Source organism: Ruegeria sp. YTSC003, from assembly GCF_059609785.1.
Map to the genome: position 1 here is coordinate 41278 of NZ_JBXWMK010000009.1, position 17238 is coordinate 58515.

A 17238-nucleotide genomic window follows, 5' to 3' on the forward strand; every position below is an offset into this window, starting at 1 on the left:
TTCACGTGAAACATTCAGATTTCGATGTAGTGGTCATTGGCGCGGGACACGCGGGCACCGAAGCCGCGCATGCGGCAGCGCGTATGGGCGTCAAGACAGCACTGGTTACATTGTCCGCATCAGACATAGGCGTCATGTCCTGCAACCCGGCAATTGGTGGGTTGGGTAAAGGCCATCTGGTCCGTGAAATTGATGCCCTGGATGGGGTCATGGGACGTGTTGCCGATCAGGCCGGAATTCAATTTCGCTTGCTTAATCGACGTAAAGGACCAGCTGTTCAAGGCCCCAGAACTCAGGCAGATCGTGCGCTGTACCGCGCGGCCATGCAGAAAGAGACGGATAAGCAGCCAAATCTGTTCGTCGTTACCGGAGAAGTTGTCGATTTTCTGATGGAAGGGAACCAAGTTTACGGTGTGAAACTTGCTGACGGTTCTGAAATCAAGAGTAAAACGGTTATCCTGACGTCCGGTACGTTCTTGCGTGGTGTCATTCATATTGGGGACGTATCACGCCCAGGTGGTCGTATGGGTGATCGCCCGTCAGTCAAATTGGCAGAACGGCTCGAAAGTTTCGAGCTACCCCTGGGGCGTTTGAAAACAGGAACACCGCCGAGGCTGGATGGCCGGACGATTGATTGGAGTGATCTGGAACAGCAAGACGGGGATGATGACCCAACCTTGTTTTCATTCTTGTCAACAAAGGTGATTGCCCCACAGATTTCCTGCGGAATCACGCATACAAACGCACGGACGCACGAAATCATTGAAAAAAACTTGTCTCGATCGGCGATGTATGGCGGACATATTGATGGGGTGGGCCCCAGGTATTGCCCATCCATCGAGGATAAGATCGTACGATTTGCTGATAAGGAATCACATCAGATTTTCCTGGAGCCCGAAGGTGTCGATGATCACACGATCTATCCGAACGGGATTTCGACCTCTTTACCTCAGGACGTGCAGCTTGAGTATGTGCGTTCAATCAAAGGTCTTGAGGCGGCAGAGATCCTGCAGCCCGGTTATGCGATTGAGTATGACTATGTGGATCCGCGTGTTTTGACATCGACTCTCGCACTACCAGATGTCGAAGGACTATATCTAGCAGGGCAAATAAACGGAACCACAGGATATGAGGAGGCAGCTGCGCAAGGCTTGGTTGCGGGGTTGAATGCTGCGCTAAAGGTGCTTGACCGGGAACCGCTGCATTTTACACGTGCTGACAGTTATATCGGCGTGATGATCGACGACCTGACAACACGCGGTGTTGTGGAACCTTATCGCATGTTCACGTCACGCGCAGAATTCCGTTTGTCACTACGTGCGGATAATGCAGACCAGCGCCTTACGCCAATTGGGCTGGAAATCGGCTGTGTTGGCGGTGAGCGGAGCAGCATGTTTTCAAGCAAGATGGAGAGGTTGTCCGCCGCAAAGTCCCAGCTGACAGAAAAAACCTTTACTCCAAAAGAAGTTCGAGCAGCTGGTATCAATGTCAATCAAGATGGAAACCGCAGGGACGGGATGGCTATTCTGGCGTTCCCGGATGTTCACTTTGGTGATCTTGTTCCTCTGATGCCCGAGATTGAGAGTGTTGATGAGGAGATCCGTCTGCAAGTAGAGCGGGACGCTTTGTACGCAAACTACATTGCCCGGCAACAAAAAGATGTTGAGGCAATGAAACGCGATGAATCATATGAGATTCCACGGGGTTTCGACTATTTTGCGATGGAAGGGCTATCTTCTGAAATGAAGCAAAAGCTTTCAAATGCAAAGCCGGAGAACATTGCACAGGCGGGGCGTGTCGAAGGAGTTACCCCTGCGGCACTGACGTTGTTATTGGCTAAGCTTCGTCGCGATCAGAAGGTCCGCAAGGTATGAATGGGACCACTATTGATGATTTGGATGTTTCACGTGAAACATTCGAGCGTCTCACAACCTATGTAGAGCTTGTGAAGCGGTGGAACCCGAAGATTAATCTTGTTTCACGGAAAAGCTTGGATGACATCTGGCTTCGGCACATAAAGGATTCCGTACAAGTTTATAGATGCGCAAACCTATTCAAAAACTGGGTAGATTTGGGTAGTGGAGGCGGATTCCCCGGGATGGTTTGTGCCATAATGGCCATTGAAGACGCACCAGATGCCCAGTTCACCTTTATTGAAAGTGACCAACGAAAGTCCGCCTTCCTGCGCAACGTTGCACGTGAGTGCGGCGCGAAATGCACTGTTGTTTCCAAGCGAATCGAAGTGGTTGAACCGTTGAGCGCTGATATCCTTTCTGCGCGGGCTCTTGCTGATCTTCCTACGCTATTGTCCTTTTGCGACAGACATTTGAGCAAAAAGGGGCTGGCGCTGTTGCCGAAAGGCGAAAGGTGGAAAAAAGAGCTGGAAGAGGCGCAGGAAGAATGGAATTTCGACGTTGACCCGATTACAAGTTTAACTGAGCCTCAGGCCGTTATCCTTAAAATCAAAGGAGTATCACGTGGTTGATTTGTCTCGTCCCTCAGGGCCCCGGATTATTGCGGTAGCCAATCAGAAGGGCGGGGTTGGGAAAACCACAACAGCGATCAACCTTGCGGCCGGTCTGGCCGAGGCTGGATGCAAAGTGCTGGTTGTTGATCTTGATCCTCAGGGGAACGCATCCACCGGATTGGGGGTCGAAGATCGGGATTGGACGACGTATGACCTGATTCTGGATGACGCGCCATTAGAGGCGGTCGTTCAGGAAACCGAAATCGAGGGGTTGCTTGTCGTCCCGGCGACGGTTGATCTAAGCTCGGCGGATATTGAATTGATATCCAATGAAAAACGCAGCTATCTGTTGCATGACGCGCTGCGTCAAACCGCAATCGACAAGTTTGACCTGGATTTTGTGCTAATCGACTGCCCGCCTTCGCTAAATCTTCTGACTGTCAACGCTATGGTCGCTGCACATTCTGTCCTGGTGCCGTTGCAGAGTGAGTTCTTTGCGTTGGAAGGATTGTCGCAACTAATGCTGACCATCCGAGAGGTGCGCCAAACCGCGAATCCGGACCTTAGAATCGAAGGTGTTGTGTTGACCATGTATGACAACCGCAACAACTTGTCCCGCCAGGTCGAAAAAGACGCGCGTGACAATCTGGGCGAGATGGTATTTAAAACCAAGATACCCAGAAATGTGCGGGTCAGCGAGGCTCCGTCTTACGCGTTGCCCGTTTTGCAATACGACTCGGGATCACTGGGGGCGATGGCTTACCGGCACCTGGCCCGGGAAGTCATGCACAAGAACAAGAAAGTCGCCGCCTAAGCGACAGTGAGGAGGGCACCGTGGCCGCCAAAAAAACAAAACCCAGAGGTTTGGGCCGGGGACTTTCCGCTTTGATGGCGGATGTGACGCAGGATAGCGGGGGGCTTATGCCCACAGACCCGCGCCGTCCGGATATGAAAGTCCCGATTGAAAAACTGCGCGCGAACCCGAACCAGCCACGCAGAACCTTTCAGCAAGAGCGATTGGATGAACTTGCGGCCTCGGTCAAGGAAAAGGGCATCATTCAGCCGCTGATCGTGCGTGAGGTTCGCGGCGGCGACTATGAAATCGTGGCAGGCGAACGCCGCTGGCGTGCGGCTCAGATGGCGCAGCTGCATGATATCCCGGTTATCGTGCGGGATTTTGACGACACCGAAGTTCTGGAAGTCGCCATTATCGAGAATATTCAACGCGCAGACCTGAATGCTGTCGAAGAGGCTGCGGGTTACAAGCAGTTGATGGATCGTTTTGGCCATACACAGGAAAAGCTGGCCGAAGCGTTGGGTAAAAGCCGCAGCCATATTGCGAACCTTTTGCGTTTGCTGTCGTTGCCGATGGACGTTCAGAAGCTTGTTGTTGAAGGAAAACTGTCTGCCGGTCATGCCCGGGCGCTGATCACAGCTGAAGACCCCTCTGAGCTGGCGAAGATCGTCGTCAAGGACGGGCTGAGCGTGCGTGCGACTGAAGCGCTGGTGAAAAAACAACAGCAGGGGGATGCTCCTCAGGCGGCGCCGCGGTCCAGAAATCTGAATGCTGGCAAGGATGCGGATACGCGCGCGTTGGAGAAGGATCTTTCGGCCATTCTGGCGATGAAAGTAGCCATCAACCACAAAGCGGGATCGGAAACGGGGCAGGTCGTGCTGACCTACGAAAACCTTGATCAATTGGACGATCTTTGCGCCAAGCTCAGCCGTTAGGGCGGGTCCAGATAAAAATCATAACCCCGCTAAGGACAACTGCCTGAATGATCAGGACGTGGCTTGGAAGCGCAAGAACGACAGACAATCCAAAAACGGCGGCAACCGACAGGGTGGCCGCCTTTTTTGCGGCCGGACGAATGGCGCCCGAGCGTTGCCAATCCAAGATCATCGGCCCGAAGGTTCCATGACTGACCAGCCAAGTGTGCAGTCGGGAGGAAGATCGGGCAAAAAAGAACGCGGCCAGCAAAAGAAACGGGACCGTCGGCAGCAGCGGCAACACAATGCCGACAACAGCCAACCCGACGCAGATCAATCCCATTGCGGCCCAGAGGTACTGCATCGTTTATCCCAATAACTCTCGAATGACCGCATTCAGGACTGCGCGACCATCTTTGGTGGCGATCAATCGGCCGTTTGATCGGTGTATCATACCCAGCTCTTCCAGGTCTCTCAGTTTGTTTTCTGGCAGTGTGAGATCGGAAAGTGCATTGAAACGATCAACATCTAGTCCTTCAGAAATTCTCATACCCATCATAAGGTATTCACTTGCCTGATCTTGCGTAGATAGCAATGATCTTTCTTTCTCGCCGTTTCCTTTTTCAACAGCACTGAGCCAGGCGTTGGGTGACAGATAGGTCTCTGTCGCTATCTTCTGGCCGTCCAGCGTAATACGCCCGTGCGCGCCGGGTCCGACACCGACGTAATCTCCGTAACGCCAATAGATCAAGTTGTGCCGGGATTCTGCCCCCGGACGGGCATGGTTGGAAACCTCATAGGCGGGCAGGCCGTGGGCTTCGCAGATCTCTTGTGTGGCCAGATACATGTCGGCGGCGTGGTCATCCTTGGGCAGTCCACGCAGCTTACCAACTGCATACCGGTCCCCAAAGGCGGTGCCTTCCTCAATCGTCAATTGATAGAGCGAGAGGTGATCGATGGCCATCGACAGCGCCTCGGTCAGTTCTGCTTGCCAGGCCTTCGGGGTTTGATGCTGACGTGCGTAAATCATGTCAAAGCTGACGCGGTCAAAGCAGTCGCGGGCGATATCAAATGCGGCGCGGGCCTCGGCGACCGTGTGGATACGACCCAATCGGCGCAGGTCCTCGTCATTCAGGGCCTGAACGCCCATGGAAACTCGGTTCACGCCTGCATCGCGATAGGCGGCAAACCGGCCTGCCTCGACCGATCCGGGGTTGGCCTCAAGCGTGACTTCCATGTCATTTGCAGGGCGCCAAAGCTTGCGCGCCTCGTCGATAATGGCTGCCACCGTTTCTGGTGCCATAAGGGACGGCGTGCCGCCACCAAAGAAGATCGTGCTTAAAACCCGATCTGGGGTTTCAGATGCCGAGCGGTGCAGTTCAGCTAAATAAGCTTTAAGCCATTGTTTTTGATCAATATTTTTTGAAACATGGCTGTTGAAATCGCAATAGGGGCACTTAGCCTCGCAAAAAGGCCAGTGCACATAGAGGCCGAAACCTCCATGCCGCCAGTCATCCACCGAAACAGCCTTGAACAAAGGCATTTACGGCGCGTCCGCGATGGCTGATTTTGTGTTTTTCCGCCGGAACCATTTCCGCACAGGTCACATCGTGCCCGTCCGGTTGGAACATCGGGTCATAACCGAAGCCGTTTTCCCCACGGATGGGCCAGACAAGCTGACCGGGCATGACGCCTTCAAACACTTCGTCATGACCATCAGGCCAGGCCAGGACCAGCGTGCAGCGAAATTGTGCAGTGCGGGGATGAGGCGCCTGTGCGGCCTCGAGCTCATCATGTGCGCGGGTCATCGCCATCAGGAAATCGCGGCCATTGCCGGTTTCTGCCCAATCGGCGGTGTAGACACCGGGCGCGCCGTCCAGCGCGTCGATCGTGATTCCGGAATCGTCCGACAGGGCAGGCAGGCCGGTAGCTTGTGCCGCCGCATGGGCCTTGATCCGGGCGTTACCGACGAATGTATCTTCGGTTTCTTCCGGTTCCGGCAGGTTCATCTCTGCCGCGCCAACAACCTTCACGCCGAAGGCCTCAAGGAGATGGGTCATCTCCTCAAGCTTGCCTTTGTTGTGCGTGGCCACCAGCAGCCTGTCGCCGTCGAACTTGCGGGTCATGCGGTGGCTGCCTTTTGGGCCGCAACCAGCTCACCCACGCCTTTTTCTGCCAGATCCATCAGCTGGTTCATTTGATCACGGCTGAAAACAGAGCCTTCGGCGCTCATCTGCACTTCGATCAGTTTGCCTGATCCGGTCATGATGAAGTTACCGTCAACACCAGCTTCGCTGTCTTCGGGATAGTCCAGGTCCAGGACAGGTTGGCCCGCGTAGATGCCGCAGGATACGGCCGCGACGGGATCGACCAGCGGGTCGGAAATGACGTCACCGGTTTTCATCAGTTTGTTCACGGCTAGACGCAGCGCCACCCAACCACCTGTGATCGAGGCGCAGCGGGTGCCGCCATCAGCCTGGATAACATCGCAGTCCACGGTGATCTGACGCTCACCTAACGCAACCCGATCCACGCCTGCGCGTAGCGAACGACCGATCAGGCGTTGAATTTCTACTGTACGGCCGCCTTGCTTGCCACTGGCCGCCTCGCGCCGCATGCGGGTGTTTGTTGCGCGGGGCAACATACCGTATTCGGCAGTAACCCATCCCAGGCCCGAGCCTTTGATGAACGGTGGCACGCGATCCTCAATCGTGGCGGTGCACAGGACATGGGTATCGCCTATTTTGATCAGGCAGGAACCTTCGGCATGTTTGGTAAACCCCGTTTCGATTGAAACGGCGCGCATTTCGCTTAAATCTCGTCCTGAGGGTCGCATGGAAAATCCTTTGTTTGCTGGGTTGGGGATAACGTCCCCGTGCCTTAGGATGCAACCCCGATTGACCTTTCAGATGTCTGCGATTTAATGCCGATCCAGCAGAGGATTGCCGATGAGCAAAGCAAGTAGAGTTCTGGACGAAATGAATGACCGGTCACGCGAGGTGTTCCGGTTGATCGTCGAGAGCTATCTGGACAGCGGCGAACCGGTCGGAAGCCGCTCGCTGACCCGCACATTGTCGGAAAAGGTCAGCGCCGCCACCGTACGCAATGTAATGCAGGATCTCGAATTTTTGGGTCTTCTCGACAGCCCGCATGTCAGTGCAGGCCGGGTGCCCACGCAGATGGGTCTGCGGATGTTCGTCGATGGGTTGCTGGAAGTGGGTGATCTTGGTGTAGACGATCGGCAGAAGTTGGATGAAACACTAGGCTCTAACGCGGGTGATGTGGGCGGGATGCTGGACCGAGTTGGTTCGGCCTTGTCACACGTGACACATGGCGCATCGCTGGTTCTTACCCCCAAGCAAGAGTCCGAGATCAAGCATATTGAGTTCGTCTCGCTGGCCCATGACCGCGCTTTGGTGGTTCTGGTTTTTGCGGACGGGCATGTGGAAAACCGGCTATTTACGCCTCCGCCGGGACAGACACCCAGTTCGATGCGCGAGGCGGCGAACTTTCTGAACTCTCTGATCGAAGGACGAACGCTCAGCGAAGTGCTGCGTCAGATGCAGACCCAGATTACCGCGCGCAGGCAGGAAATTGATGTATTGGCGCGCGAGATGGTCGAAAGCGGCATGGCGGCCTGGGATGGGGACGGGACAGACTCGGCCCGTTTGATCGTGCGCGGGCGGGCGAATCTGCTGGGGGAGCCAGGCGAAGCCGAGGAATTGGACCGAATCCGAACGTTGTTTGACGACCTGGAGCGAAAGCAAGACATTGCTGAATTCCTCGAATTGACCGAAGAAGGCGAGGGTGTGCGCATTTTTATCGGCTCAGAGAACAAACTTTTCTCACTTTCGGGTTCCTCTTTGGTGGTGTCTCCATATATGAACGCTGATCGAAAGATAATTGGTGCGGTTGGGGTCATCGGACCCACTCGTCTGAATTATGGGCGGATCGTGCCGATCGTGGATTATACGGCGCAACTGGTCGGCAAACTGATTTCCGACCGGAGCTAGAGGGTAAGAGATGGCAGAGCCCAAAAACGAAGAATTTCTGGACGATATCGCAGCCGCCGAGGCGGAAGAGCTGGCCGAGGAATTTGCCGAGATCAGTCAAGAAGCGCTGGAACTTGATGCGCTGCGTGCTGAGCGGGATGATTTCAAAGACAAGTTCATGCGCGCGCTGGCGGATGCGGAAAACGCGCGCAAGCGGGGTGACCGGGCGCGCCGCGATGCGGAACAATATGGCGGATCGAAACTGGCCCGCGACATGCTGCCGGTTTACGACAACATGAAACGTGCGCTTGAAGCCGCGACCGATGAGCAGAAAGAAGTGGCAGGACCCCTTCTGGAAGGCGTGGAACTGACCATGCGTGCGCTGAAGGACGTGTTCCAAAAGCATGGGATGGAAGTGATCACGCCCGAAGTTGGCGACCGGTTTGATCCCAACGTGCATGAAGCGATGTTCGAGGCCCCGGTGCCGGGTACCCGTGCAGGTGACATAATACAGGTGTCCGCAGAAGGCTTCATGTTGCATGATCGCCTGCTGCGGCCGGCGCAGGTTGGGGTGTCGTCTACTCCGGCAAGTTAATTGGCTTCGTTGAAGCCAAGCCTTGGGCGAGAGTATTTTTGAAAAGGTGAAGGGGCGGTCAGGTTTTGGCCGCCTCTTTCAGTTTGTAGATCAGGTCGAGTGCTTCGCGCGGGGTAAGCTCATCCGGCAGAATATCGTTCAGCATGTCGGTTACTGGAGAAGCTTTGGGCGCTGGTGGTGGCGGTGGCGGGGCGGCCGAAAACAAAGGCAGATCGTCGATCAGGGTCTTTTGCTTCCCCCCTTCGCGTTCGGTTTTTTCAAGTTGATCCAGAACGATACGGGCACGTTCAACGACCGAGGCGGGCAGTCCTGCCAATTGGGCGACCTGCACACCGTAGGACCTGTCAGCCGCGCCTTTGTGAACTTCGTGCAGGAAGATCACTTCGCCTTCCCATTCTTTGACAGCAACGGTGGCGTTTTCCACGCCTTCCAGTTTGCCGGCAAGTGCGGTGAGTTCATGGTAATGGGTTGCGAACAGGGCGCGACATTTGTTGGAGGCGTGCAGATGTTCCAGCGTGGCCCAGGCGATGGAGAGGCCATCATAGGTGGCCGTACCGCGACCGATTTCATCAAGAATAACAAGAGCGCGGTCATCAGCCTGATTGAGGATGGCGGCGGTTTCGACCATTTCGACCATAAAGGTCGAGCGTCCGCGAGCCAAATCATCCGACGCTCCGACGCGGCTGAACAGTTGGCTGACTAGCCCGACATGCGCCTGTTCCGCAGGCACGTAACTGCCCATCTGGGCAAGCAGGGCAATCAGGGCATTCTGGCGTAGGAAGGTCGATTTACCGGCCATGTTGGGACCTGTCAGCAGCCAGATCGCCGCGCCTTTGTCAGCACTGAGATCGCAATCATTGGCGATGAAGGCGTCGCCGTTTTGCTGGCGCAATGCCTGTTCGACCACCGGGTGTCTTCCGCCCTGAACATCGAACGCGCGTGAGGCATCAACTTGCGGGCGACACCAGTTTTCACCACGCGCCAGATCGGCCAGAGCAGTGGTCAGATCCAGTTCAGCCAAACCGCGCGCTGCTTGGTTGAGACGTGCGGCCTTATCCAGAATTTCGCCAGAAAGCGTTGCATAGAGCCGTTTTTCGATCTCAAGCGCCAAGTTTCCGGCGTTTAGAATGCGGGTCTCGATCTCGGACAGCTCCACGGTCGTGAACCGGACCTGGTTGGCGGTTGTTTGACGGTGGATATAGGTCTCAGAAAATGGTGGGTTCAGCATTTTCTCGGCATGGGTGGCCGTAGTTTCGATGAAATAGCCCAGCACATTATTATGCTTGATCTTCAGTGACGTGATGCCGGTGTGTTCCGCATATTTCTGCTGAAACCCGGCAATGACGGAACGACCTTCGTCGCGTAGGGTGCGGGCTTCGTCCAGTTCGGCATCATAACCCGGGGCGATGAACCCGCCGTCCCGGGCCAGCAATGGAGGTTCGGCCACAAGCGCTTGGTCAAGCAGGCTCAGCAGGTCGTCAAATCCGACCAGATTTTGCAGGGCGGTGGCTAAAAGAACCGGCAGGTCTCGACCTGCGCAGAGCTCAGCGATTGCGGCGGCCTGTGTCAGACCGTTGCGAATGGCGGTCAGATCCCGCGGGCCACCCCGATCCAGTGACAGGCGGGACAGCGCCCGGTCCAGATCCGGGGTTTTGCGCAAAGCCTCGCGCAGGTCTGATGTGATCAGGCTGTCGTCGGCCGCAAAAGTTACAGCATCCAGCCGCCCGTGGATGACGTCCAGATTGCGGGATGGGCTCGAAAGCCGTTGGTCCAACAGTCGTGCACCACCCGGTGTGACGGTGCGATCCATCACAGATAGCAGCGAACCAGCGCGGCCGCCGGACAGGGATCGGGTCAGTTCTAGATTGCGCCGTGTGGCGGCGTCGATCTGAACGACGCGGTCCTCGGATTCTTTCAATGGGGTTTGCAGAAGCGGCAGTTTGCCTTTTTGCGTGATTTCCAGATAGTCGATCAGTGCGCCCATGGCGGAAATCTCAGCCCGGCCGAAACTGCCAAATGCGTCCAGTGCGCCCACGTGAAACAGCCCGCATATGCGCTTTTCCGCCGCAGTGCTGTCGAAGCTGGCACGCCCGATCGGAGTCAGCGAGATACCCAGATCCATAACGGGTTCGTTCAGTTTGTCCTGCACACCATCGGCCACGATCAACTCGGAAGGAGCCAGCCGGGCCAGTTCGGGACTGAGGCGCACTGAGGTCAAAGGCATCACGTGAAATGCGCCAGTTGAGATATCGGCCCAAGCCAGCGCGGCCTCATCGCGAACCTCGGCATAGGCGGCCAAGAAGTTGTGGCGGCGAGCCTCAAGCAGGGCATCTTCGGTCAAAGTGCCAGGCGTTACGAGGCGCACAACATCGCGCTTTACGACCGATTTAGAGCCTCTTTTTTTCGCTTCAGCCGGGCTTTCCATCTGTTCGCAGACGGCCACGCGAAACCCTTTCCGGATCAGCGTCAGCAGATACCCTTCAGCCGCTTGGACCGGTACGCCGCACATCGGAATGTCGGTGTCGTTATGCTTTCCGCGTTTGGTCAAGGCGATGTCCAGCGCTTCGGCGGCGTTGACGGCGTCCTGAAAGAACATCTCGTAAAAGTCGCCCATGCGGTAAAACAGCAAGGCATCGGCATGCGCCTCTTTGATTTCGAGATATTGCGCCATCATCGGCGTGACTGTGGACAAGGCTGACCCCTTTTGGCGTATTCCGGTCGCGACCTTACAAATCCACCCATCTCGACGAAAGGTGAAAAGTATTCTCGTTGAGGCGCGCGCCTGCCTGCGCTATGAGGCAAAAGTCCCGCAGATGTAAAGAAACGACCCATCACATGCCCAAAGCGAAGATCACCAAAGAAGAGGCGCTGGCCTTTCACCTCGACCCGACACCCGGCAAGTGGGAGGTTCAGGCCACCGTTCCCATGACGACGCAACGCGATCTGTCGCTGGCTTATAGCCCCGGTGTCGCTGTTCCATGTGAAGCTATCGCCGAAAACCCAGAGACTGCTTACGACTACACCAACAAGGGCAATCTGGTTGCGGTGATCTCGAACGGCACGGCGGTTCTGGGCCTTGGAAATCTTGGCGCGCTGGGTTCGAAGCCGGTGATGGAGGGGAAATCAGTCCTGTTCAAACGGTTCGCCGATGTGAACTCGATCGATATCGAACTGGATACCGAAGACCCGGACGAATTCTGCCGCGCCGTGCGTCTGATGGGACCGACCTTTGGCGGTATCAACCTGGAAGACATCAAGGCGCCCGAGTGTTTCATCATCGAACAGCGCCTGAAGGAAGAGATGGACATCCCCGTCTTCCACGACGACCAACACGGCACGGCGGTGATCTGTGCGGCGGGTCTGCTGAACGCGCTGCGTATCTCGGGCAAAAAGATCGAAGACGTGAAAATCGTGCTGAACGGCGCGGGTGCGGCGGGTATCGCCTGTATCGAGCTTCTCAAGTCGATGGGCGCAAAACACGAAAACTGCATCGTCTGCGACACCAAGGGCGTGATCTACCAAGGCCGAACCGAGGGCATGAACCAGTGGAAATCGGCCCACGCGATCACCACCGAGTTGCGCACATTGGAAGAGGCGATGAAGGGCGCGGACGTATTCCTTGGTGTGTCGGTCAAAGGGGCAGTGACGCAGGATATGGTTGCCAGCATGGCAGACAACCCGGTGATTTTCGCCATGGCGAACCCGGACCCGGAGATTACGCCAGAAGAGGCGCATGAGGTTCGTGTTGATGCCATCGTCGCCACCGGGCGCAGCGATTACCCGAACCAGGTGAACAACGTTCTGGGTTTCCCTTACCTGTTTCGCGGCGCGCTGGACATTCACGCCCGCGCTATCAATGACGAGATGAAGATCGCTTGCGCCCATGCACTGGCCAATCTGGCGCGCGAGGATGTGCCGGATGAGGTTGCCATGGCCTATGGCAAATCTCTGACCTTTGGCCGGGACTACATTATTCCGACGCCGTTTGACCCGCGCCTGATCCACCGTATTCCACCTGCCGTGGCAAGGGCCGGGATGGACACTGGGGCAGCCCGCCGCCCGATCATTGATATGGACGCCTATGAGCTGAGCCTGAAATCCCGCATGGACCCGACCGCCAGCATCCTGCGTGGCCTGAACGCCCGTGCACGTCAGGCGCAAAGCCGGATGATCTTTGCCGAAGGCGATGATCCACGCGTCTTGCGCGCGGCGGTGATGTATCAGCGATCGGGCTTTGGCAAGGCGCTGGTTGTTGGTCGTCCAGACGATGTGAAGGAAAAGCTGGAAGCCGCCGGTCTGGAGGACGCGGTGCGCGAGTTGGAGGTGATTAACGCCTCCACAACCACGCATCTCGAAGCCTATAAGGATTTCCTTTACAAGCGTCTGCAGCGCAGTGGCTTTGATCGCAAGGATATCCATCGTCTGGCCGCGCGGGATCGCCATGTGTTCTCTTGCTTGATGCTGGCGCATGGCCACGCCGATGGCATGGTCACCGGTGCAACGCGGAAATCGGCACATGTGCTGGAACGCATCAATCATGTGTTTGACGCTGATGCCGAACATGGGGCCGTTGGTGTAACGGCGCTGTTGCACAAGGGTAAGATCGTTTTGATTGGTGACACGCTGGTCCATGAATGGCCGGATGAGCATGATCTGGCCAATATCGCCGAACGCTCGGCCTCGGTCGCGCGGCATTTGGGGCTGGACCCACGCGTTGCCTTTGTCAGCTTTTCCACCTTCGGCTATCCGGTATCTGAGCGGGCTGAGAAAATGCACGTAGCGCCCGAGATTCTGGATAAGCGCGGCGTCGATTTCGAATATGATGGCGAGATGACCGTGGATGTGGCGCTGAACGTGGAACAGCAAGAGGCTTATCCCTTCTCGCGTCTTACGGGCCCGGCCAACATCTTGATTGTACCCGCACGGCATTCGGCCTCAATCTCGACCAAGCTGATGCAAGAGATGGGCGGCGCGAACGTCATTGGCCCGATCCTGACTGGTGTCGATAAGCCGATTCAGATCTGTTCGACTGGCTCGACAGCAAATGACATTCTGAACATGGCCATTCTGGCCTCGTGCGATATTGGATAAGCCATGACGATCTGGAACCTTGGCTCAATTAATGCGGACATGGTCTATGCCCTGCCGCATCTGCCCACAGCCGGTGAAACCCTGGCCGCTTCGAACTTGGAGCGGTTTCTGGGCGGCAAAGGGGCTAACATGTCCGTTGCAGCAGCGCGTGCCGGATCGCGTGTGGCGCATATCGGCGGCGTGGGATCTGACGGGCGCTGGGCGCGGGACCGTATGACTGAATACGGCGTCGACACCCGGTTCATCGCCGAGGCTGAGGTGCCCACAGGTCACGCGATCATTGCGGTGGACGAGCAGGGTGAGAACCAGATCATTCTGTATCCCGGCGCGAACCACGCCATCGAGCAGGATCAGCTAGCACAGGCGTTATCGCAGGCTGTTCCCGGCGATCTGCTGGTCATGCAGAACGAAACCAACGCCCAGGTCGAGGCCGCCCGCATGGGCCGTGATCTGGGACTGACCGTCTGCTATGCCGCAGCGCCGTTTCAGGCTGATGCCGTACAGGCGGTGCTGCCCTATCTGGGCTTCCTGATCCTGAATGAGGTCGAAGCAGAACAGCTGCGTGAAAGTACGGGGCAATCCGTCGCTGAATTGCCCGTCAAGCATGTTCTGGTCACGTTGGGGTCCAAGGGCGCGCGCTATCTACCCAAAGATGGCGACGTGCTTGAGATTTCGGCACACAAGGTGAAAGCCGTGGACACGACCGGCGCAGGGGATACCTTCACCGGTTACGTTCTGGCCGGAATGGACCGCGGGTTGCCGATGCCGCAGGCGATTGCACAAGCAAATCGTGCCGCGGCCCTGATGGTCACGCGGCACGGTACGGCTGATGTTATTCCCGACCTCAAAGAGGTGCTTGAGGCCCGGTTCGGTTAGGATCCGGCGAATGGCGCGTTGCCGCCCCACAGCTGTTTGACCCGGGCGTCCCGACCGCAGGCTTTGCGGTAGGCTTTGTATGCGTTTTTCTGGCGTTTCGGACCAAAGCGGGTGAACACCAGCTTGTCGCCCTTGTAGTAATCCTGATGGTAGGCTTCGGCTGGGTAAAAGGCGCCCGCGTTCAAGATGGGCGTGACTACGGTTTGACCCAACGCTTGCTGCGCATTGGCTTTGGCTCTCTGCGCCAATGCCTTTTCGCCTGTGTTAGAGACAAAAACAGCAGTGCGATAGCTGTTGCCGCGATCACAGAACTGGCCGCCTGCGTCGGTTGGATCAACGGAACGGAAAAACATGCTCAGCAACGTTTCACGGGAAACCCGCGCAGGGTCGAAGGTGATCTGAACAGCCTCGTAATGGCCAGTACCGCCTTTGGTTACTTGGTCATAAGTCGGATTGGCTGTCTTGCCGCCGGTAAAGCCGGATACGGCGCCAATCACGCCGGGAACCGATTCAAAATCGGATTCAACACACCAAAAACACCCTCCGGCGACGGTCAGGGTTTCGGTGCCGGCAGCTGGTGCGGGCAGGGCGCGCAACATCGCAGCCAGTGTGATCAGGACAAACAGAAGCGACGGTTTAACGAAACAGAGGTATGCGGTCCGGGTCATGGCAGATCTCCTTCTGAGATCAGGCTGCCCCGACTTTTCTACGGTTGCAATCCGCTGACATGGTTTGTCACGCGCTGGTGAGACGAGTTTATCGGCGCTTACCCCAGCAACTGTCCAAGTTTCATCGCCACACCCATATTGCCCGAGATCTTGAGCTTGCCCAATGCCACACCGGTCATCGGGTTCAGCTTGCCGGTCAGCAGTTTGGCCAGATTTTCCTGTGAAATTCGTATTGTACAGTCTGCATCCTGATCTTGCGTCGTCGCTTGATTGTCGATCAGCACGATCACCCCGTCATCACCGCAATCGAACTTAAGAGAGCCGTCAAATGACTTGCCATTCAGGCCTTTTTGAATTCCGTCAGCGATGTCCTGAAGCATGGTGTACCCTTTCCTGTTGACCTTTGCGTAAAGACAAACAGGCAAAGCAGGCAAGGGTGACGCTACTGGAACTGACTTGTCAGCGAAGACAAAGAAAAACCCGGCATCCTTTCGGGCACCGGGTTCGTCGTTGCAGCGATGGCAAAAATTACTTGGACAGACGCTTCTCGCGCGAGGCCAGCAGTTTCAGACGCAACGCGTTCAACTGGATAAATCCGGCTGCGTCTTTCTGATCGTATGCCCCGGCATCGTCTTCAAAGGTCACGTGTTCCTCGGAGTAAAGCGAGTGATCCGACCAGCGACCAACGGTTGAAGCCAAACCTTTGTAAAGTTTCACGCGGACGGTGCCGGTGACGTGTTCCTGCGACTTGTCGATTGCAGCCTGCAACATCTCACGCTCAGGCGAGTACCAGAAGCCATTATAGATCAGCTCCGCATATTGCGGCATCAACTGGTCCTTCAGGTGCATTGCGCCACGGTCCATGGTGATGGATTCGATACCACGATGTGCTTCCAGCAGGACGGTGCCGCCGGGCGTTTCGTAGATGCCACGCGACTTCATGCCCACAAACCGGCCTTCGACCAGGTCAAGACGCCCAATGCCGTGCTTGCCGCCGTATTCGTTCAGCTTGGTCAGGATGGTCGCGGGGCTCATCGCCTCGCCATTTATGCTGACCGCGTCGCCTTTTTCAAAGCCGATCTCGATGAATTCGGGTTCATTCGGCGCATCCTCGGGGTGGACGGTGCGCTGATAGACGTAATCGGGCGCCATATCGGCGGGGTCTTCCAGAACCTTACCTTCGGACGAGGTGTGCAGCAGGTTGGCATCGACCGAGAAGGGCGCCTCGCCACGTTTGTCCTTGGCAATCGGGATCTGGTTCGCCTCGGCAAACTCCAGCAGTTTGGTCCGGCTGGTCAGATCCCACTCACGCCAAGGCGCGATCACCTTGATGTCGGGGTTCAGCGCATAGGCCGCCAGTTCAAAGCGCACCTGATCGTTGCCCTTGCCTGTCGCGCCGTGGGCGACGGCATCGGCACCGGTTGCCTCGGCAATCTCAACCAGACGTTTCGAGATTAGCGGACGCGCGATTGAGGTGCCCAGCAGGTAAAGACCTTCGTATTGCGCATTGGCGCGGAACATCGGGAAGACAAAGTCGCGGACAAACTCTTCGCGAATGTCTTCGATATAGATGTTTTCGGGCTTGATCCCCAGCAGCTCGGCCTTTTGGCGGGCGGGTTCCAGTTCCTCACCTTGACCCAGATCGGCGGTGAAGGTCACAACCTCACAGCCATACTCGGTCTGCAGCCATTTCAGAATGATCGAGGTATCAAGGCCACCGGAATAGGCCAGAACAACTTTCTTGGGCGCGGACATCTGACTTCCCTTTATGCGTAGAACGACTGGCCCCTAGCGGGTTTTGGACGCGGGGGCAAGCTGTGTGGATTGACGCAGGCCCGG

Annotated in this window: 16 protein-coding genes; 8 read left to right on the forward strand and 8 right to left on the reverse strand. The window is 56.5% G+C overall.

Annotation, left to right across the window (positions count from 1 at the left end; all coding sequences use genetic code 11):
* Window positions 1-5 precede the first annotated feature (5 nt).
* From mnmG to AC2FFH_RS16480, 4 genes are read left to right on the forward strand one after another with little or no spacing between them, the layout of a single operon-like run.
* Entirely contained in the window at window positions 6-1874 is a 1869-nt protein-coding gene (gene mnmG / locus AC2FFH_RS16465) for a tRNA uridine-5-carboxymethylaminomethyl(34) synthesis enzyme MnmG (protein ID WP_496766014.1), read from the forward strand.
* Window positions 1871-2485 (forward strand): 16S rRNA (guanine(527)-N(7))-methyltransferase RsmG, encoded by a 615-nt coding sequence (gene rsmG, locus AC2FFH_RS16470; RefSeq protein WP_496766011.1) that lies wholly within the window; start codon window positions 1871-1873, stop codon window positions 2483-2485. Before mnmG ends, rsmG begins: the two co-directional genes overlap by 4 nt.
* Window positions 2478-3281 (forward strand): ParA family protein, encoded by an 804-nt coding sequence (locus tag AC2FFH_RS16475; protein ID WP_496739272.1) that lies wholly within the window; start codon window positions 2478-2480, stop codon window positions 3279-3281. The genes rsmG and AC2FFH_RS16475 overlap by 8 nt, the downstream gene beginning before the upstream one ends.
* Before the next feature lie 20 nt (window positions 3282-3301).
* Window positions 3302-4198, forward strand: coding sequence for a ParB/RepB/Spo0J family partition protein (locus AC2FFH_RS16480; protein WP_496766009.1), 897 nt, complete (start codon window positions 3302-3304; stop codon window positions 4196-4198).
* On the opposite strand, the gene AC2FFH_RS16485 is transcribed toward AC2FFH_RS16480, so the two are convergent.
* From AC2FFH_RS16485 to rph, 4 genes are read right to left on the reverse strand one after another with little or no spacing between them, the layout of a single operon-like run.
* The gene (locus AC2FFH_RS16485; protein ID WP_058279262.1) at window positions 4188-4541 is read right to left on the reverse strand and encodes a YbaN family protein; all 354 of its coding nucleotides are present in this window, start codon (window positions 4539-4541) and stop codon (window positions 4188-4190) included. The genes AC2FFH_RS16480 and AC2FFH_RS16485 overlap by 11 nt on opposite strands.
* Before the next feature lie 3 nt (window positions 4542-4544).
* Window positions 4545-5696, reverse strand: coding sequence for a radical SAM family heme chaperone HemW (gene hemW, locus AC2FFH_RS16490; protein ID WP_496844904.1), 1152 nt, complete (start codon window positions 5694-5696; stop codon window positions 4545-4547).
* Window positions 5689-6303 carry an RdgB/HAM1 family non-canonical purine NTP pyrophosphatase gene (gene rdgB, locus AC2FFH_RS16495; protein ID WP_282170591.1) on the reverse strand — a complete coding sequence of 205 codons (615 nt, stop codon included), beginning with the start codon at window positions 6301-6303 and terminating at the stop codon, window positions 5689-5691. The genes hemW and rdgB overlap by 8 nt, the downstream gene beginning before the upstream one ends.
* A complete protein-coding gene (gene rph / locus AC2FFH_RS16500; protein WP_058279370.1) occupies window positions 6300-7013 on the reverse strand; it encodes a ribonuclease PH in 714 nt (237 codons plus the stop codon). The genes rdgB and rph overlap by 4 nt, the downstream gene beginning before the upstream one ends.
* Before the next feature lie 112 nt (window positions 7014-7125).
* Between rph and hrcA the strand changes: the two genes are divergently transcribed.
* Together hrcA and AC2FFH_RS16510 are read left to right on the forward strand one after the other, a co-directional pair.
* A complete protein-coding gene (gene hrcA, locus AC2FFH_RS16505) occupies window positions 7126-8190 on the forward strand; it encodes a heat-inducible transcriptional repressor HrcA (RefSeq protein WP_282170592.1) in 1065 nt (354 codons plus the stop codon).
* 10 nt (window positions 8191-8200) lie between these two features.
* Window positions 8201-8764, forward strand: a complete 564-nt coding sequence (locus AC2FFH_RS16510; RefSeq protein ID WP_496766006.1) for a nucleotide exchange factor GrpE — start codon at window positions 8201-8203, stop codon at window positions 8762-8764.
* Between the two features lie 58 nt (window positions 8765-8822).
* Here AC2FFH_RS16510 and mutS read toward each other — a convergent pair whose 3' ends face one another.
* Entirely contained in the window at window positions 8823-11438 is a 2616-nt protein-coding gene (gene mutS, locus AC2FFH_RS16515) for a DNA mismatch repair protein MutS (protein WP_496844905.1), read from the reverse strand.
* Window positions 11439-11599: 161 nt separating this feature from the next.
* Here mutS and AC2FFH_RS16520 point away from each other — a divergent pair, with 161 nt between their 5' ends.
* Both AC2FFH_RS16520 and AC2FFH_RS16525 read left to right on the forward strand, forming a co-directional pair.
* Window positions 11600-13855, forward strand: coding sequence for an NADP-dependent malic enzyme (locus tag AC2FFH_RS16520; RefSeq protein ID WP_472722505.1), 2256 nt, complete (start codon window positions 11600-11602; stop codon window positions 13853-13855).
* A 3-nt stretch (window positions 13856-13858) separates the two neighbouring features.
* Entirely contained in the window at window positions 13859-14731 is an 873-nt protein-coding gene (locus AC2FFH_RS16525) for a ribokinase (RefSeq protein WP_496766004.1), read from the forward strand.
* Here the strand turns inward: AC2FFH_RS16525 and msrA are convergent.
* The 3 genes from msrA to AC2FFH_RS16540 all read right to left on the reverse strand — a co-directional run bounded on the left by msrA (window position 14728) and on the right by AC2FFH_RS16540 (window position 17154).
* Window positions 14728-15399: a peptide-methionine (S)-S-oxide reductase MsrA gene (msrA, locus tag AC2FFH_RS16530; RefSeq protein ID WP_496766002.1), complete on the reverse strand. Its 672-nt coding sequence runs from the start codon at window positions 15397-15399 to the stop codon at window positions 14728-14730. The two genes, AC2FFH_RS16525 and msrA, sit on opposite strands and share 4 nt — an antisense overlap.
* Window positions 15400-15497: 98 nt before the next feature.
* Window positions 15498-15779: an SCP2 sterol-binding domain-containing protein gene (locus AC2FFH_RS16535; RefSeq protein ID WP_496739263.1), complete on the reverse strand. Its 282-nt coding sequence runs from the start codon at window positions 15777-15779 to the stop codon at window positions 15498-15500.
* 148 nt (window positions 15780-15927) lie between these two features.
* Window positions 15928-17154: an argininosuccinate synthase gene (locus AC2FFH_RS16540; protein WP_496726272.1), complete on the reverse strand. Its 1227-nt coding sequence runs from the start codon at window positions 17152-17154 to the stop codon at window positions 15928-15930.
* Window positions 17155-17238: the final 84 nt, after the last annotated feature.

Coding starts and splice junctions, on each gene's coding strand:
- rsmG (WP_496766011.1), top strand. CDS start 1,871: ATGAATGGGACCACTATTGATGATTTGGATGTTTCACGTGAAACATTC.
- AC2FFH_RS16485 (WP_058279262.1), bottom strand. CDS start 4,541: ATGCAGTACCTCTGGGCCGCAATGGGATTGATCTGCGTCGGGTTGGCT.
- rdgB (WP_282170591.1), bottom strand. CDS start 6,303: ATGACCCGCAAGTTCGACGGCGACAGGCTGCTGGTGGCCACGCACAAC.
- rph (WP_058279370.1), bottom strand. CDS start 7,013: ATGCGACCCTCAGGACGAGATTTAAGCGAAATGCGCGCCGTTTCAATC.
- hrcA (WP_282170592.1), top strand. CDS start 7,126: ATGAGCAAAGCAAGTAGAGTTCTGGACGAAATGAATGACCGGTCACGC.
- AC2FFH_RS16510 (WP_496766006.1), top strand. CDS start 8,201: ATGGCAGAGCCCAAAAACGAAGAATTTCTGGACGATATCGCAGCCGCC.
- mutS (WP_496844905.1), bottom strand. CDS start 11,438: ATGATGGCGCAATATCTCGAAATCAAAGAGGCGCATGCCGATGCCTTG.
- AC2FFH_RS16520 (WP_472722505.1), top strand. CDS start 11,600: ATGCCCAAAGCGAAGATCACCAAAGAAGAGGCGCTGGCCTTTCACCTC.
- AC2FFH_RS16525 (WP_496766004.1), top strand. CDS start 13,859: ATGACGATCTGGAACCTTGGCTCAATTAATGCGGACATGGTCTATGCC.
- msrA (WP_496766002.1), bottom strand. CDS start 15,399: ATGACCCGGACCGCATACCTCTGTTTCGTTAAACCGTCGCTTCTGTTT.
- AC2FFH_RS16535 (WP_496739263.1), bottom strand. CDS start 15,779: ATGCTTCAGGACATCGCTGACGGAATTCAAAAAGGCCTGAATGGCAAG.
- AC2FFH_RS16540 (WP_496726272.1), bottom strand. CDS start 17,154: ATGTCCGCGCCCAAGAAAGTTGTTCTGGCCTATTCCGGTGGCCTTGAT.